The 16,689-nt window shown below is 44.9% G+C and carries 16 protein-coding genes and 1 other annotated feature; of the genes, 15 read left to right on the forward strand and 1 reads right to left on the reverse strand.

Annotated features, from left to right (window positions below; genetic code table 11):
• Positions 1-143: 143 nt before the first annotated feature.
• From miaB to PUW25_RS09985, 7 genes are all read left to right on the forward strand, one after another.
• Positions 144-1,697, forward strand: a complete 1,554-nt coding sequence (gene miaB, locus PUW25_RS09955; RefSeq protein WP_047909645.1) for a tRNA (N6-isopentenyl adenosine(37)-C2)-methylthiotransferase MiaB — start codon at positions 144-146, stop codon at positions 1,695-1,697.
• A gap of 67 nt (positions 1,698-1,764) precedes the next feature.
• A complete protein-coding gene (locus tag PUW25_RS09960) occupies positions 1,765-2,214 on the forward strand; it encodes a YlbF/YmcA family competence regulator (RefSeq protein WP_047909644.1) in 450 nt (149 codons plus the stop codon).
• A gap of 140 nt (positions 2,215-2,354) precedes the next feature.
• A complete protein-coding gene (locus PUW25_RS09965) occupies positions 2,355-2,759 on the forward strand; it encodes a PaaI family thioesterase (RefSeq protein ID WP_047909643.1) in 405 nt (134 codons plus the stop codon).
• Positions 2,760-2,868: 109 nt separating this feature from the next.
• Positions 2,869-3,669 carry an NUDIX hydrolase gene (locus PUW25_RS09970; RefSeq protein WP_047909642.1) on the forward strand — a complete coding sequence of 267 codons (801 nt, stop codon included), beginning with the start codon at positions 2,869-2,871 and terminating at the stop codon, positions 3,667-3,669.
• 20 nt (positions 3,670-3,689) lie between these two features.
• Positions 3,690-4,253, forward strand: coding sequence for a cysteine hydrolase family protein (locus PUW25_RS09975; RefSeq protein WP_047909641.1), 564 nt, complete (start codon positions 3,690-3,692; stop codon positions 4,251-4,253).
• A gap of 52 nt (positions 4,254-4,305) precedes the next feature.
• Complete coding sequence (locus PUW25_RS09980) at positions 4,306-5,751, forward strand: nicotinate phosphoribosyltransferase (protein ID WP_047909640.1); 1,446 nt, start codon at positions 4,306-4,308, stop codon at positions 5,749-5,751.
• 145 nt (positions 5,752-5,896) lie between these two features.
• Positions 5,897-6,919: an acrylyl-CoA reductase family protein gene (locus tag PUW25_RS09985; RefSeq protein WP_338000049.1), complete on the forward strand. Its 1,023-nt coding sequence runs from the start codon at positions 5,897-5,899 to the stop codon at positions 6,917-6,919.
• Between the two features lie 102 nt (positions 6,920-7,021).
• Here PUW25_RS09985 and PUW25_RS09990 read toward each other — a convergent pair whose 3' ends face one another.
• Positions 7,022-7,537 (reverse strand): MogA/MoaB family molybdenum cofactor biosynthesis protein, encoded by a 516-nt coding sequence (locus PUW25_RS09990; protein WP_047909639.1) that lies wholly within the window; start codon positions 7,535-7,537, stop codon positions 7,022-7,024.
• Positions 7,538-7,644: 107 nt separating this feature from the next.
• On the opposite strand from PUW25_RS09990, the gene PUW25_RS09995 reads away from it, so the two are divergent.
• The 8 genes from PUW25_RS09995 to PUW25_RS10030 all read left to right on the forward strand — a co-directional run bounded on the left by PUW25_RS09995 (position 7,645) and on the right by PUW25_RS10030 (position 16,674).
• A complete protein-coding gene (locus PUW25_RS09995; protein WP_047909638.1) occupies positions 7,645-8,643 on the forward strand; it encodes a CobW family GTP-binding protein in 999 nt (332 codons plus the stop codon).
• Between the two features lie 95 nt (positions 8,644-8,738).
• Complete coding sequence (locus PUW25_RS10000) at positions 8,739-9,086, forward strand: four-helix bundle copper-binding protein (protein ID WP_370510303.1); 348 nt, start codon at positions 8,739-8,741, stop codon at positions 9,084-9,086.
• Positions 9,087-9,161: 75 nt separating this feature from the next.
• Positions 9,162-9,431, forward strand: a binding site (T-box leader).
• Positions 9,432-9,483: 52 nt separating this feature from the next.
• Positions 9,484-11,184, forward strand: a complete 1,701-nt coding sequence (argS, locus tag PUW25_RS10005) for an arginine--tRNA ligase (protein WP_047909636.1) — start codon at positions 9,484-9,486, stop codon at positions 11,182-11,184.
• A 14-nt stretch (positions 11,185-11,198) separates the two neighbouring features.
• On the forward strand, positions 11,199-11,408 hold the full coding sequence (locus PUW25_RS10010) for a hypothetical protein (protein ID WP_152557578.1): 210 nt from the start codon (positions 11,199-11,201) through the stop codon (positions 11,406-11,408).
• A 443-nt stretch (positions 11,409-11,851) separates the two neighbouring features.
• On the forward strand, positions 11,852-12,715 hold the full coding sequence (locus PUW25_RS10015; protein ID WP_370510309.1) for an ABC transporter permease: 864 nt from the start codon (positions 11,852-11,854) through the stop codon (positions 12,713-12,715).
• 37 nt (positions 12,716-12,752) lie between these two features.
• Positions 12,753-13,649 carry a carbohydrate ABC transporter permease gene (locus PUW25_RS10020; protein ID WP_047909634.1) on the forward strand — a complete coding sequence of 299 codons (897 nt, stop codon included), beginning with the start codon at positions 12,753-12,755 and terminating at the stop codon, positions 13,647-13,649.
• A gap of 68 nt (positions 13,650-13,717) precedes the next feature.
• On the forward strand, positions 13,718-15,391 hold the full coding sequence (locus PUW25_RS10025; RefSeq protein ID WP_047909633.1) for an extracellular solute-binding protein: 1,674 nt from the start codon (positions 13,718-13,720) through the stop codon (positions 15,389-15,391).
• Between the two features lie 119 nt (positions 15,392-15,510).
• The gene (locus tag PUW25_RS10030) at positions 15,511-16,674 is read left to right on the forward strand and encodes a response regulator transcription factor (RefSeq protein ID WP_052511646.1); all 1,164 of its coding nucleotides are present in this window, start codon (positions 15,511-15,513) and stop codon (positions 16,672-16,674) included.
• The last annotated feature ends 15 nt before the right edge of the window (positions 16,675-16,689 follow it).

The following is a 16,689-nucleotide window of genomic DNA, read 5'->3' on the forward strand; positions in this document are numbered from 1 at the left end:
CTTAAGAGAAGGATTGTGGATATGCAGAATAAAGCATGTTATAATTTGGTGTAATGCCTTTTTTGTTAGCGGAGGCACTTGTGTTTCAATCATTGATGCTTATCATTGTGAATAGATTCAGCGTAAGGAGTGACCGTGTGACCATGGCGAAAGAGAAGAAAGATTACTCCAAATATTTTGATTTTTCGGATGCGAAAGTCATTTCGGAAGATGAGTTTGGCAAGAAAATCCGGATTCGTGGACGGGAGATCAATATCATTTCGGAGCCTGACCATAGACGTGAGAAGCAACGGGGTAAGGAAGACATTCAGGTCATTTATGAGAGCGCAGTTCCCGAAGAGATGAGAACGATCGGCAAAGGGAAGCATTATCTTGTATATACCTATGGCTGTCAAATGAATGAGCACGACTCAGAAACGATCAAGGGTATTCTGGAGGAAATGGGCTACCAGCCAACAGAGGATCGCAAAGAGGCGGATATTATTCTGCTCAATACCTGTGCCATTCGTGAGAATGCAGAAGATAAAGTGTTCGGAGAGCTTGGTCATTTGAAGCATTTGAAGACGGAGAAACCGGACCTTCTGCTCGGCGTTTGCGGCTGTATGTCTCAGGAGGAAACTGTAGTCAATCGAATTCTCCAAAAGCATGGTTTCGTAGACATGATCTTTGGTACTCATAATATTCACAGACTGCCTCACCTTATTAATGAAGCCTTCTTCAGTAAAGAGATGGTGGTAGAAGTCTGGTCCAAAGAAGGCGATATTATTGAGAACATGCCGAAGAAACGTCAAGGGATGCGGGCATGGGTCAACATTATGTACGGCTGTGACAAATTCTGTACATACTGTATCGTACCATTTACGCGTGGTAAGGAGCGGAGCCGCCGTCCGGAGGATGTTATAGCTGAAGTTCGGGATCTTGCTCGTCAAGGCTTCAAGGAGATAACACTGCTCGGTCAAAACGTGAACGCTTACGGTAAAGACTTCACGGATATCAAGTACGGCTTCGGTGATCTCATGGATGAGATTCGCAAGATTGATATTCCACGGGTCAGATTCACGACTTCACATCCACGTGATTTCGACGATCATCTGATCGAGGTACTGGCTAAGGGCGGTAACTTGGTAGAACATATCCATTTGCCGGTTCAGTCCGGCAGTACGGCAGTTCTGAAGAAAATGAGCCGCAAGTATACAAGAGAGCGTTATTTGGAGCTCGCAAGCAAAATTAAACAAACGATTCCTAACGCCGTGCTTACTACGGATATTATTGTGGGCTTCCCGGGCGAGACGGATGAGCAATTCGAAGAAACGCTGTCACTCGTTCGTGAAGTTGGATATGATTTTGCCTATACCTTCATTTATTCTCCACGTGAGGGAACACCTGCGGCAGTCATGGAAGACAATGTTCCGATGGAGGTTAAGAAGGAACGGCTGCAGCGTCTGAACAAAGCGGTTCAGGAGTACAGCTATGAGGCCCACGAGCGGATGAAGGGACAAGTCGTCGAGGTTCTGGTTGAGGGTGAGAGTAAGAACAATGAAGCCGTGCTCTCAGGGCGTACACGAGGCAACAAGCTGGTTCACTTCGAAGGATCCAAGGATTTGATCGGTACCTTCGTACAGGTTGAAATTACAGACGCTAAATCATGGTATATTAAAGGTGAACTCGTGTCTCTGCCTCAAGCAGCGAACCAGTAACCACACACCAACAGACAGCATGACATTGCAGGGTGAGAAATTCAAATCAAGAATGGAGCGATCATTCATGGCAGAGGATAGTGTAAAAGTCAATCAATATGGTATGCCTTCATTTAATGCGCGAGATCTCATTATACGCGATGATATTATGGTAAAGGCAAAAGAACTGGCCGATTTGATCGGCACTAGCGAAGAAGTACAGCACTTTAAACAGGCGGAACTTAAGATTCGTGAGCATGAACGGGTTCAAGGTCTGATTCAGAAGATGAAGAAAAAGCAAAAGGAAATCGTCGCGTTCGAATCGTTTCAAAATAAAGAAATGGTTGAAAAAATTGAACGAGAAATCGAGGAGCTTCAGGACCAAATTGACAATATTCCTCTGGTAACGGAATTTCAGCAAAGTCAGAGTGATATCAATTATTTGCTGCAGCTTGTCATTTCAGTAATACATGATACCGTGTCGGAGAAAGTAAATGTCGAGACGGGTGCGGAGGCTCCTCCGTCAAGATGTGACTAAAGACAAGAGTGCGGAATTTAAACATTTCCGCGCTCTTTTTAGTGTGATCACAAGTACCACAGGGAACCAATCCATCATTAAATAGTAGTATTATGAAATGAATTCAGGGAATTATAATTTTACATCTAGGGGGGACATCTATGAATATGGTAGAAGAAATGATCAAGGATGCTGATGAACGCTTTTGGGGACTACTCGGGTGCAGGCTCATCGGTGTAACAGAGGATGAAATTACAATAGCGGTAACGGCAGGAAAGAAGCATACGAATTCAATGGGAATCATCCACGGCGGAGTATTATCCTCATTAATGGATCAAGCGATGGGAATGGCTGCCGTTCATGCCAAGCAGCTGGATCACTGTGTCACAACCAACCTAAATGTTCACTATCTTGCTCCAATGCGAGAAGGGGAATTAATCGTGACAGCTAAAGTTATTCATGAAGCAGGTAGGAGTCTGACCACTACTGCAGAAGTGAGAAATGCCGATGGAGTGATCGGGTGTATGGCAACCGCCTCTTTCCGTTTAGTTATCCCTAAGAAATAGAATGATCAGCATGTAAATCTATATCGCAATAGCTTCTGGGTAAGGTTGACAAACAGTATCATGATGTCATAATGAAAATATCAAAATGAAATCATAGCGGTGATAATCCATGAATGAAGAACGATATCAGATAGAACATGACGAAGATCGATCCGTACCCGCTGGTCAGAAGAAGAAATATCGCACACCGGATGGTGTACCAGCAGATATTGTGATGTTTACCCTTACGAAGCGAGAACGCAAGACTGTAACCAAGACATTACCCATCCGTGAATTGAAAGTAATGCTGATTAAGCGTAAATCTTGGCCTTTCGCAGGTAAGTGGGCTTTGCCGGGTGGTTTTTGCCAGGAGAACGAATCAATTTATGATGCTGCCAAGCGAGAGCTGATGGAAGAAACCGGGGTCGATGGCGGTCACCTCGAGTATTTGGGTGTATACAGCCAGCCGGGCCGGGATCCGCGTGGGTGGATCATCTCCCATGCTTTTTTTGCGCTTGTTGAGGAATGGATGCTGGAGCATAGACAAGCGGCAGATGATGCAGAGGATGTTGGCTTATTTACGATTCGGGAAGCGTTAAATGAATTGGAGCTCGGATTTGATCATAGAACGATTATTGAAGATGCCTACAAAAGAATTCAGCAGCAAATGCTGCAAACGACGATCGCCAGACAGTTTCTGCCCCAGCACTTCACATTAAGCGAACTATATCAGGTTATCCAAAGCGTAGTACCCGATTTTGAAGAGCCTAATTTTATTCGTAAAATTACATCAACTCGAAGCCGTCAGGGGATAATTGAAGATGTCAGGGATGAAGAAGGAAACCCGGTCAGTTCTAATCAATATTCTCAGCGCCCAGCACAGCTGTACCGCTTCACAGAACTTGTGCCGAGATTATCTATTTATACTTGATTATCTAAGGAGTGAAGAATGTGAGAGCTCTGATCGTTATTGATTATACGAAGGATTTTGTGGATGGGAAGCTTCCTGTTGGAGAACCCGGGATTGCGATTGAACAAGCTGTTGTGCAAATAACGAAACAATTTATACAGAATCAAGACCTGGTTGTAATGGCTGTTGATCTGCATGAAGAGAATGATCCTTACCATCCGGAGACGAAGCTGTTTCCCCCTCATAACTTGCGGGATACAGAAGGAAGACAACTCTATGGAGAGCTTGCGGCGGTCTATGAAGCGAACAAGAGCTCGATCTATTGGATGGACAAGACAAGATACAGTGCATTTGTCGGTACCGATCTTGAACTGAAGCTGCGCGAGCGTGGTATTACAGAGGTTCACTTGATTGGGGTGTGCACCGATATTTGTGTGCTTCATACAGCAGTAGACGCCTACAACAAAGGCTTTTCGATTACGATATACGATGATGCAGTAGCTAGCTTTAATGAGGCAGGACATGTTTGGGCGCTGGGTCATTTCAAAGGCAGCCTCGGGGCTGATGTATTCACATTTAACAATAAAGAGGACACAAACCTCTAACCATATGAATTTGTTTTGGCTTTTTTTTATCGGCCTTGAGAGGATGAGTTAGATGCAAACGATTAGCCTGGCTTTACATACGGACAAATATCAAATTAATATGATGTACGCTCATTGGGTGAATGGGACACACAAGCGCAAAGCGGTATTCGAAGCCTATTTTCGCAAGCTTCCGTTTAAGAACGGGTATGCCGTGTTTGCCGGCCTGGAGCGGATAGTGCATTATATTAGCAATCTTCGCTTTACGATGGAGGATATTAAATATTTGTCCAGCCAGGAAGAGAATTATGACCCTGCTTTCTTGGAGGAGCTGCTTCAATTTTCATTCCAGGGTACGATCTATTCCATGAAAGAAGGAGCCATGGTATTTCCGGATGAGCCGCTGATTCGCGTCGAAGGAAACATTATGGAAACACAGCTGGTAGAGACTGCCATTTTGAATTTTATGAATTATCAGACTCTGATTGCAACCAAAGCATCGAGAATCAAGCAAGTATCTGGAAATGATGCGCTGCTCGAATTTGGGACGAGGCGTGCTCAGGAGGCCGACGCAGCGATATGGGGAGCACGTGCGGCTTATGTTGCTGGATTTGATGCGACCTCCAATATGCTGGCAGGGGAACAGTTCGGTATTCCGACGGCAGGCACACATGCACACTCCTGGGTGCAGAGCTTTGAGACAGAGCAGGAGGCTTTTGACGCCTATGCCAAAGTGATGCCTGATCAGGTCACTCTGCTGGTTGATACATTTGATACCTTGGGAAGCGGTGTTCCGCATGCCATCGCTACGGCCAAAATGCTGGAAGCCCAAGGTAAGAAGATGAATGCGATCAGACTCGACAGCGGAGATTTGGCTTATCTGTCCATTCAGGCACGCAAGATGCTGGACGATGCAGGTCTGCCATACGTTAGAATCGTCGCTTCCAATGACCTGGATGAGCATACGATCTTCAATTTGAAGGCACAGGGTGCCAGAATTGATACGTGGGGTGTGGGGACTCAATTAATTACTGCTGCTGATCAGCCTTCCCTAGGTGGGGTGTATAAGCTTGTCGAACGCGAAATGAACGGAAAGATGGAGCCAACCATTAAAATCTCGGCCAATCCCGAAAAGGTGACAACACCAGGGAAGAAAGAGGTTTACCGTTTAATTGATCCGGAGACGAATAAAGCGATCGCAGATTATATTTCCTATCCTGATGATGATCAGCCGAAAGACCAGCAAGCGCTGGAGCTGTTTAATCCGGTTCACCCGTACATTAAGAAAAAGGTGAAAAAGTATAATGCGGTTAATATGCTTGAACCTATATTCATAAATGGACGGCGAGTGTACGAGCTCCCAACCTTGGAGGAGATCAGAGCTTATCATCAGGAGCAGAAGGAAATGTTCTGGCCGGAATATTTAAGAAAATTAAATCCAGAAATTTATCGGGTTCATATCAGCCCTGCAGCATGGAATTTGAAGCAAAAAATGCTGGCGGAATATATACAGTCGTAATGCTATATCTATTTTAATAGAACGCCTTCTCAGCCTAGATTATATTAGGGTATGGGAAGGTGTTTTGATTCGTTCGGCTAATATAGGGTAGTAGATTAAATTGATCTATTTTTAATGGATGACAATTTAGGAAGGGGACCTGGCAATGAACAATATAGATAACCACACTCCGTTTAAAGCTTACATGGTGCGCAATGATGAGAAAGGCTTCAGAGCAGGAATTGAGGAGCTGACTCTTTCAGAGCTGCCGGATGAAGCAGTAACAATACAGGTGGAGTATTCCAGTGTGAACTATAAAGATGGTTTGGCAAGTACAGAGAATGGAAAAGTGGTGAGATCTTATCCGATTATTCCTGGGATAGATCTTGCAGGTACTGTTATATCATCTGCTGATGATCGCTTCAAGCAGGGAGATAAAGTATTAGCGACCGGATATGGGCTGGGTGTACAGCAGGACGGTGGTTATAGTCCTTATGCGAAGCTGCCGGCAGACTGGTTAATTCCGCTTCCGGATGGACTGACAACGAAGGAAGCCATGTCTATAGGTACGGCAGGATTTACGGCGGCCATGTCTGTGGAGGCACTGCTGCAAGCGGGGGTTACAACAGAAATGGGCCCTATTCTCGTTGCGGGTGCGAGCGGTGGTGTAGGTTCGATGGCAATCTCCATCTTGGCTCAGCTTGGATTTGATGTTATTGCAAGTACAGGGAAGAAGGATGCCGAAGAACAGCTTCTTCAACAACTTGGTGCACAGGAAGTGATTACAAGAGAGGACGCTTATCAAAAAGGTAAAGGTGCATTGTCCCCTGAGCGATTCGCCGGCGTCATCGATCCGGTTGGGGGATCTGCCCTGAATGCTGTACTCGCATCAGTTAAATATGGAGGCGCTGTGGCCATATCAGGCATGACCGGAGGGAACGCGTTTGAATCAACGGTATTTCCGTTTATCTTGAGAGGTGTATCACTGGTTGGAATTGATTCCGTATACTGTCTCCGGGATAGAAGACTGAAGCTGTGGAGACTGCTGGGTAAGGAATGGAAGCCGGAGACTGCACTTGTCCAAGGCGTAAACGAAATTTTCCTTGAAGAGCTGCCACAAACTTTGTCACGGATTCTCGAAGGCAGAGCTGTAGGCAGATCTGTTGTGAGACTGAATGAAGCTAAGTAGCTGATAATAAAACTATAACGTTAAAAAAACAGGATCGCTCATTGTATATGATCAGCGATCCTGTTTGCTGTGAATCTACATAGATTACGAGTCTGTCTGCTGTTACTTGGTCTTGTAAATTTCGCGCATGACGTGACCAAGCTCAGGTGCAATAATACGAGTTATGGCCAGCTTGACGGCTCCAGTGGAACCCGGCATCGAGAATATTGCTTTGGAGCCAATGACACCTCCCACAGCACGGCTTAGTATCGCTGCAGTACCAATATCCTCTGCAAAGCTGAGATATCTGAAGATTTCGCCAAAGCCAGGAAGCTCTTTGTCTAGCAAAGAATGTACAGCTTCATATGTATTGTCTCTAGGTGAGATCCCTGTGCCCCCAGTCAGTAGAATGGCTTCGATATCATCTCGAATAACCGATTGATGAATTACGGATTGAATAGTGGATGTATCGTCAGGGATAATGATATAATCGACGACAGTGTAGCCGGCATCACGCAGCAGCTCCTGCATGAGCTGACCGCCCTTATCCGTATCCTTCGTGCGGGTATCCGATACCGTAATAACCATGCACTGGACTGTCTCAGGTGCTTCATTGCGGTGCTCTTGGACAGAATTCATTTTTCTATCAGCCCTCCAGAATGTTCTATTCATAACAATAGACGATATAAGAGAAGTAAGCAATCATCGATTCAAGATCAACATACATCCAGAAAGGATATGATATTATGAAACTAAAACAGACATCTTCAGCTCCGATTCCCGTATATATCCTGTCTGGATTTTTAGGAAGCGGTAAGACAACACTGCTTGTGAAGCTGCTTGAATATTGGAAAAGTCAAAACCTCACTCCCGCTGTTGTCATGAACGAGCTGGGGGAGGTCAATCTGGACGGCAAGCTCATTGATCAACATGTACCCATGGCTGAGCTGCTCGGCGGTTGTATCTGCTGCTCTGTCCGAGATAATCTCGGTATCGAGCTTGTCCAGCTGGTGCAGAATACATCACCTGATGTCATTGTGATTGAAGCAACGGGCGCTGCGAATCCTATTGAAATTTTGGACGGGATTGCTGATACTTCCCTCTACATAGCGCTGGAGGTGAAAGGCCTCATCTCCGTGGTTGACAGCATTCATTTGCTGGAAACGTACCGCTTGCAGAAAGGCAAAACATTCCGGCTTATGCAAGAGCAGATCCGTGCTGCCTCCATCCTACTTCTCAATAAAACAGATCGGATTGAAGAAAAGGACCGGCCTGAGTTACTCAGCCTGGTTCAGGGTTGGAATGAGCATGCAGCTATACATTTTACAGAGCATTGCAATATCGATCCGGCCCTCTTGACGGAGGAGGCCAGTTATTTGATGAATTCCGAAAATAATACTGCTTCAGACTCCCGAGCACAGGAGAAGCATCAGCTTCATCACTCCCATAATCATGTAATGGTGTATACGCATTATTTTAGCAGCCAGATTAACAGCGTATTGTTTGAGCAATGGCTGAGGGAGCTGCCGCGTGATATTTACAGAGCCAAAGGGATTGTGGATTTTTCTGATACAGGAAGCCGCTTCTTATTTCAGTATGCTTATCGTGAGCCGGATTTTACAAAGCTGGGCCCAGGAGAAGAGCTGAAGGATGTAGGTGTATTTATAGGTGAACACTTTTCGAAGACGGAGCTGATCCAGCTGCTGCAGCAGCTTGAGGAAGAAAGTTCGAAGATTAAATCATAAAAAGTCGAATTCAGAGGAAAGTTATTGCATATTGATTATCATACCGATCTTACGGGTAATAGAATGAAAATGAGATTACGCGGAGGGATATAACAATGGCAATGACAAACATAGAGATGGAGACACAGACACAGATTGCAGCTTGTTTGGAAGCAATGAATGCATGTAACAAATGTTATGTCTCAAGTTTGAAGGAATATGATCTAGGCATTTTAAGAGAAAGTATCAGGCTGAACAGAGAAGCTGCCGAAATTTGCAGCTTTGCGGCTTCTGCGCTCAGCCGGGGTACAGATTACAAGGACGACATTCTGGCTCTTGTCGTTAAGGCCTGCAGAGCATGTGTGGCGGAATGCGAGAAGCATGAGCATCTGCACTGCAAAGCCTGCGTGGACAGCTGTCGCAAATGTGCAGAAGTATGCAGTCCAGCAGGCCTTACGGTATAATCACAAAATTACAATACTCCCGAATGAATTAGTCTTGCAAATAAGTGGATGATCAAGATATAATGTTACAAAATTATAAATTCAGTGATCGGGAGAGTAATGACAGAACACCTCATGTTTCAGCGAGCCGGGATGGTGCAAGCCGGTATGAAGGATCTGACAGGAAGCGCACCCGTGAGAAGGTACATTGAAACAACAGTAGGTGTACTCGTCATCAGCGGGCGTTATCCGCTTAGAGAGGAATCGAACAGGTTACCGGTTTCAGATAGCATTGCAGGTAAGTTGTTCGTATTCACATAGAGTGGTACCGCGGGAATATGTTAATCCATAGCTCTCGTCTCTGTAATTTACAGAGGCGGGAGCTTTTTTGTATATATTGGAATAGGGGTGTATGTATATGTTGATGGATAAGGTTGTCAGTTTGTTAGAACCGTTGTTGGATTTATCGAGAGTGGAGATTGAAGCGATGGTGGAGGTGCCTCCGCGTCCAGAGATGGGGGATTTGGCTTTTCCTTGCTTTACGCTCGCCAAGACAATGAGAAAGGCCCCGGCTGTTATTTCAGCAGAACTGGCTGCCAGCCTGACAAGTCCCGAACTTCGGGCTGAGGCTGCAGGTCCGTATATCAATTTTTATTTTAAACGCACCAATATAGCTTCGACCATGCTTACAGGGCTTGCTGATCCGCAGTTTGGAAAATTACAGATCGGTGCAGGCAAAAAAATGGTGATTGATATGTCATCTCCTAATATTGCGAAGCCCTTTGGTATCGGTCATCTGCGTTCCACAGTCATCGGGGCAGCGCTGTATCGAATGTATGAAGAGGCAGGATACACAGCAGAAAGCGTGAATCACCTGGGTGACTGGGGGACTCAGTTTGGTAAACAGATCGCGGCTTACAAAAGATGGGGTGAAGATGAACGACTTGCGAAAGAGCCCATAAAGGAATCGCTGCGATTGTATGTAAAATTCCATGATGAAGAAGAGAACGACCCAAGCCTGGGAACGGAAGCTAGAGAATGGTTTAAGAAGCTTGAGCAAGGGGATGAGGAAGCTGTATCCCTGTGGAAGTATTTTGTCGATATCAGCATGCAGGAATTTAACCGGATGTATGACCGTCTTGGCGTTAAATTCGATCATGTGCTCGGAGAGAGCTATTATATTGATCAAACGGACAATACAGTGACCAAGCTAAAACAATCCGGTCTGCTTACGGAAAGTGACGAAGCCATGGTCGTCAGATTGGATGAGGAAGGGATGCCGCCTTGTTTGATTATTAAGAAGGATGGAACAACCATCTATCCAACTCGGGATCTAACCACCGCATATTATCGTCATGAGGTCATGAAGGCAGATGAAGTGCTCTATGTCGTGGGTGCCGAGCAAAGGCTACATTTTCAGCAGGTGTTTGCTGTACTCGCCAAGATGGGAGAGAAGTGGTCTGAGCATTTCATCCATGTGCCCTTTGGTCTAATGAAGTTTGAAGGGCGCAAAATGTCTACGAGACGCGGTAAGGTTGTATTTCTTGAGGACGTGCTGGATGAAGCCGTAGAGCGGGCAGCACAAATTATTAACGAGAAAAATCCAAATCTCCAGAACGCTGCTGAGGTAGCTGAGCAGGTCGGACTTGGGGCAATCGTTTTTGGTGATTTGAAGAATCACCGATTAAACGAGGTCGATTTCTCACTAGAGGAAGCGCTCAGCTTTGAAGGAGAGACGGGACCTTATGTTCAGTACACTCACGCCAGAATTCAAAGCCTGCTGTCCAAAGCAAATGCTAGCACGGAGGAGACATCGATATCCGCAGCCGACGAATACTTGGAAGGGGTACAGATCAGTGATGCGGCCTGGGCACTCATGAAGCATTTATCCCGTTACCCTGAACAGCTCGAAAGAGGGGTTCGTTTAAAGGAGCCTTCTGTGCTGGCAAGATACGTCATTGATTTAGCACAGCTGTATAATCGCTTCTATCACCAAGAAAAAATTCTGGGGAGCAGCGAGCGTGAGCGGGCCTACAAGCTGAAGCTCTCCGAGATCACTTCTAATCGAATTAAAGGCATACTTGGTCTGCTTGGCGTGCAAACGCCGGAACGGATGTAAACTAGATTGCTCGTATGTATTTACTAGTATTTACTACATTGTTCGATGGAGGAGATTATGCCAACCATCTGCCTGCATCAGGTGCTGGTGAAGGTGTTGTCCTCACAAGTCATAACGGATCGGGTAAAAGAACGCTGCTAAGAATATTAGCAGCGCTTCTTTTTCCATCGATCGGGGAAGTAATCGCCTGGAGAGATGGCTCCCCGATTATTTGTACTTTTTAACCTATTTATTGCCTCTAGCTCTACCATTTATTAAAGCCATGTTAAGGCTAGATGATGCTATTACCGTGTCAGCTTCTACATTACATGTTATTGTATACGTTATCATTTTGTTATCATGTTATGTTTATGTTTCTGTGAAAAGAAAGGATGTTATGTTGTAACGCTTACATTATGACGTAGATCTATATTTGTCGATGAATATCGGCAGTATAGATCTTTTTTATTATTTTAAGACAGAAATGTGTTATTATTTCTTACACTATCATTGATTTTTATAATTTTTCGTTAATTACAGATATAGAATCTGTATCCCTCAGATTTTACAATGGAGTACAAGAGGAGGGGGAGCAATGTCAGAGATCTCTACGAATACAAAACTGGCACAGCACAAAAGATCCAGAGGTCTTGCTGTTCGATTGAAGAAGCAATGGGAGTTACAGATTATGGTCATCCCTGCGCTCATTCTCGTATTCATATTCAGCTATATTCCGATGTACGGAGTACTAATGGCTTTTCAGGACTATAGCATTTTTGACGGGTTCTGGGCGAGTCCATGGGTTGGCTTCAAGCATTTTGAAATGTTTTTTTCTTCACCTGATTTCTGGACGATTATGAGAAACACGCTCATTATTAGTGCGCTTAAGCTGTTTATCGGTTTTCCAGCACCGATCATTCTAGCTCTGATGCTGAATGAAGTGCGGCAGATGGCTTTTAAACGAGTCATCCAAACGGTTAGTTACCTGCCTCATTTCTTGTCCTGGGTTATCGTTGCTGGTTTTGCGATGTCGATCCTGTCCACAGATAACGGGAGCTTGAATATTCTGCTTGAGAAGCTTCACTTGATTGATGAGCCGATTGGCTTCCTGGGAATCGCAGAATATTTCTGGGGAATTCTCGTCAGCGTCAATGTGTGGAAGGAGATCGGGTTTAACTCGATCGTATATTTGGCAGCGATTGCCGGAATTAATCCCAATCTGTACGAGGCTGCACAAATGGACGGAGCAAGCAGATTGAAGCAAATCCGATATATTACGATTCCATCCATAATGCCTGTAGTCATCATCTTCTTCATTCTAGCAATCGGCAATTTGCTGAATGCAGGATTCGAAGACATATTACTGCTCGGTGGTAATCCGGTGCTGCGTGATGTATCCGATGTGCTGGATACCTATGTATACAGGACAGGGATTGAGAATCAGCGGTTCTCCTACGCTACAGCAGCAGGTATGTTCAAAGCAGTTGTCAGCGTCTTGCTATTAACACTTGCTAACTATGCAGCTAGAAAGTCGGGGAATAGTCTATGGTAGAAATCAAGCACGGTTGCCGCAATAAGGAGGTATTTAGATGAAATATAGGAGCTTTGGAGATCGAATGTTAATGCTCTTTATATACACATTTCTGATCCTCCTGGGGTTCACCACCTTCTATCCATTCTGGAATGCGCTTGTCATTTCCTTTAATCAGGGACTGGATACAGCTCTAGGGGGTGTGACTTTCTGGCCACGGGTATGGACACTTGAGAATTATGCCATTGTATTTCAGGACAGCCGTATCCTTAATGGCTTCTACATATCCATCATGAGAACAGTAATTGGGACAATATTGTCGGTGTTGCTAACTGCCTTGCTGGCGTTTGCGATGTCGAAGAGTGAGCTGATCGGCAGAAAATTTTATATGGTCTTCTTCATAGTCACCATGTATTTCAGCGGCGGCCTGATTCCAACCTTCATGGTTGTACGCTCACTTGGACTCATGGATAATTTCTGGGTGTTTATCATTCCATCGTTAATCAGTGTATGGAACATGATTATCTTCCGGACTTTTTTCAAGGGACTTCCGGATGGTCTGATGGAATCGGCACAGATTGATGGCTGCGGTCAGTTCAGAACGTTCTTTCAGATCGTCCTTCCTTTATCGGGGCCTGTTATTGCGACTTTGTCGCTCTTTACCGCAATTGGACACTGGAACGAATGGTTCCTGCCGAGCATCTACATCAATAATGAGAATTTACTGCCCATTCAATCCATGCTTCAGCAAATATTAAATTCGAACATTATGACAGAACAGATGTCACAGCTGGACTCGGCAGCTCAATCCAGAATGTCTCAAATGAGAGAAGTAACCTCCAAATCCTTATCGATGGCCACCATGATGGTTGCCACACTGCCAATCATTATGGTTTATCCATTCGTACAAAAGTATTTTGTTAAGGGTGTATTGGTCGGCTCACTCAAAGAGTAGGTGTTTAAAGTCATCAGACTTTGGACCATAGATTAATTTTCCGTATAAATAAGGGAGGGTTATGGAAGATGTGGAATAGCAAAAAGAATCGAACGAGTAGTGCACTGACTTTACTCCTTGCTTCTGTCATTGGGATTGCGGGCTGTTCAGGTGGAGGAAACGGGGGAACGACGGATACGCCGGAAGCAGAGCCAGCGCCTGAAACAACGAATGAGGAGACCACCTCCACCAATTTTGAGCTTGGTGCAGAACCGCTGAATTTCTCCTTCTATGGTAACTATGACTGGTATACGATGCCTCAATGGGGCGGTGACGAGGCCAGTAAGTGGATTAAGGAAAACAAAAAAGTGGATATCACGGCTATCAACTCAGGCGGAAATGCGGCTCAAAAACTGAATACGATGATTGCTTCTTCTGAGCTTCCAGATGTCATATGGACTGATCGCGGCGCAGATGTAGAGCGTCTTCGGGCAGCTGGTGCACTCGTTCCTTTTGATGAATATCTTGATAAATACCCTAATTTGAAAGAATGGGCAGGCGAAGAAACACTCAATATGCTTCGTTCCAGTGACGGCAAGCTGTATCAGTTCCCGAACTGGTATACTTCCCAGCCTAACGGAAATGCAGGTTATATTGTGAATCAGAAAATTTACACAGAACTGGGTGAGCCTAAGCTTGAGACAACGGATGATCTCTACAATTATCTGGCACAAGTGAAAGAGAAATATCCGAATGTTATTCCTTTTGAGCCGGATCTTGCAGTCGATGGTCAAGGTCTGGATGTCCTCTACGGTGCATTCGGTGAGGATCACCCACCCGCATTTGTAAGCAATAGAGCGGTTCCAGATGGGGATCAATTGACATCAATCTTCACGGACCCTGTATTCAGAGAAGCGACTCAATATGCGAGCAAGCTCTTCCGCGAGAAATTGATGGCACAGGATGCGCTTACTCAAACCAAAGATCAGGTGAAGGAAAAAGTATATACAGGACGTGTAGCTGTTGCCGCAGGGGCAAGTCCTACGGAATACGGTTCGGTAGGTGACACGGAGCTGAAGAAGAAGGACCCGAATGATGGCTACTTCATGATCTGGCCAGTGCACAAAGAAGGACTTGATAAGAACAAAATTTGGACGGGTACGTATAACAGTCTAGGCTGGAACGTTAGCGTAATTACCAAAGGCGCAAAAGACCCTGAGAAAATCTTTGCCTTCCTGGATTGGTACACAGGCCCTGAAGGTCAACGGGTTATTATGTGGGGACCAGAAGGAATCTATTGGGATGGAACTGATGAGGAAGGATCTCCACTGTTCACGGATGCGTTCGTAACGGATGTCGAGGGTCGATCGAAGATGATGGATGCAACCGTTAACCTTCAGTGGAACGGAAATACAGTCTTCGTCGATAACTCCAAAATGAAGTTTGAGCAAACTCTTGCACCCGAAGATCAGAACTGGGAAACTAGATATCAATCGGAGATTACCTGGAAGACACAATTCAATGCAACTGAATTTATTAACTTAGCTCCGCTTCCAGAATCCGAAGAAGGGATCATCCAGCAGCAAGTCAATGAAATATTTAATGAAGCCAGAGCCAAAGCCTTGTACGCACAAAATGATGAGGAAGTGCTGAGTATTCTGGATAAGGCTCAGGAGGATGCAATGGTTGTCGGTTATGACAAGCTCCTGGCCTTCAAGACGACAAAGTGGCAGGAAAACAAAGCACAAATCAGTGGTCAATAATTTCTTCACGATAAGCTGGCTCATCCTAGTATAATAATGATAAACGTGCACCGTTTCTAATTCGAGCGGTGCTCACGTTTATCATTTTTTCTCTATTTTCTAAGTCAGGGAGTGATCTTATGTATCAAGTGCTTATAGCTGACGATGAAATTTTAGATCTTGAGGGGATGTTAAGGTTTATCCCATGGGATAATTTAGGGATTCAAATTGTCGATGCCGTGAACAATGGCTTCGATGCCCTGGAAGTCATTAGAAATCAGGCAATCGACATTCTGGTCACTGACGTACATATGCCTGGCATGTCAGGAATTGAGCTTGCACGAACGGCGTTAACGTTGAACAAAGATTTGAAGCTTATTTTTGTCAGCGGCTATCAAGATTTTCGGTATGTGAAGGAAGCGCTGACACTTCATGCATACAGTTACGTCCTGAAGCCAATGGACGATATGGAGCTTGTATCCGTGCTTAAGCAAATTACGAGCGAACTGGATGAGCAATATCTTCGGTCCGAGCTCGACCATAAGTTCAGTGAGGCCGCGATACAAACGATTGAATATCATATTATGGGTGGACGTATTAACGTAACAGAGCAGCATCCTGCCATTTCACATATTAATGTGGACAGTGAGGAGCTGTTTTTTGATAAGCCCCTTGACCTGCTGGTTACCTATCTGCTTGCTCAAGATAAAGACATGGTTCAAACGCAAATTAGCAGCCTTCTGGAGCCGGTACACAGACTTAATCTGCTGTCGCAGCTTCATTTTATAGTGATTTCTTTATTAATTAAAATCGATCATTACGTAAGGACGAGGCTTGGTTATCCGGAGGGGTTTATTCCGCTGGGAGAACGTGACGTGGAGACAATTAAGAGCAAAGGTTCACTAGCTGAATTAGTAAGCTGGCTGTCGAAGCATCTCATGGATCTGTTTGACATCAGCAATCATCCGAGGCTGAAGCAAAAAAAACATACCAAGATTGTCGGCCAGATTATTGAATATGTAGAAGCACATCTTCATTTAAATGTTACCCTGCGTGAGGTTGCAGATGAGTTAAGCTTCTCGCCTAATTACCTGGGAGCCATATTTAAGGAAGAGACCGGAAAGAGCTATAACGAGTACATCGTGAATTTAAGGATGGAAAAGGCATGTCATCTCCTCAAAGATCCAAAGATCAAGGTCTATGAAGTAGCAGATCGAGTAGGCTACAGGTATATGCCTTATTTCAGCAAGCAGTTTAAAGAAACCTATGGAATGACCCCAGTAGAGTATCGCAGAAAAGCATAATATAGAACGGGGCTT

The sequence above is a fragment of the Paenibacillus urinalis genome (assembly GCF_028747985.1).
Classification (GTDB): Bacteria; Bacillota; Bacilli; order Paenibacillales; family Paenibacillaceae; genus Paenibacillus; species Paenibacillus urinalis.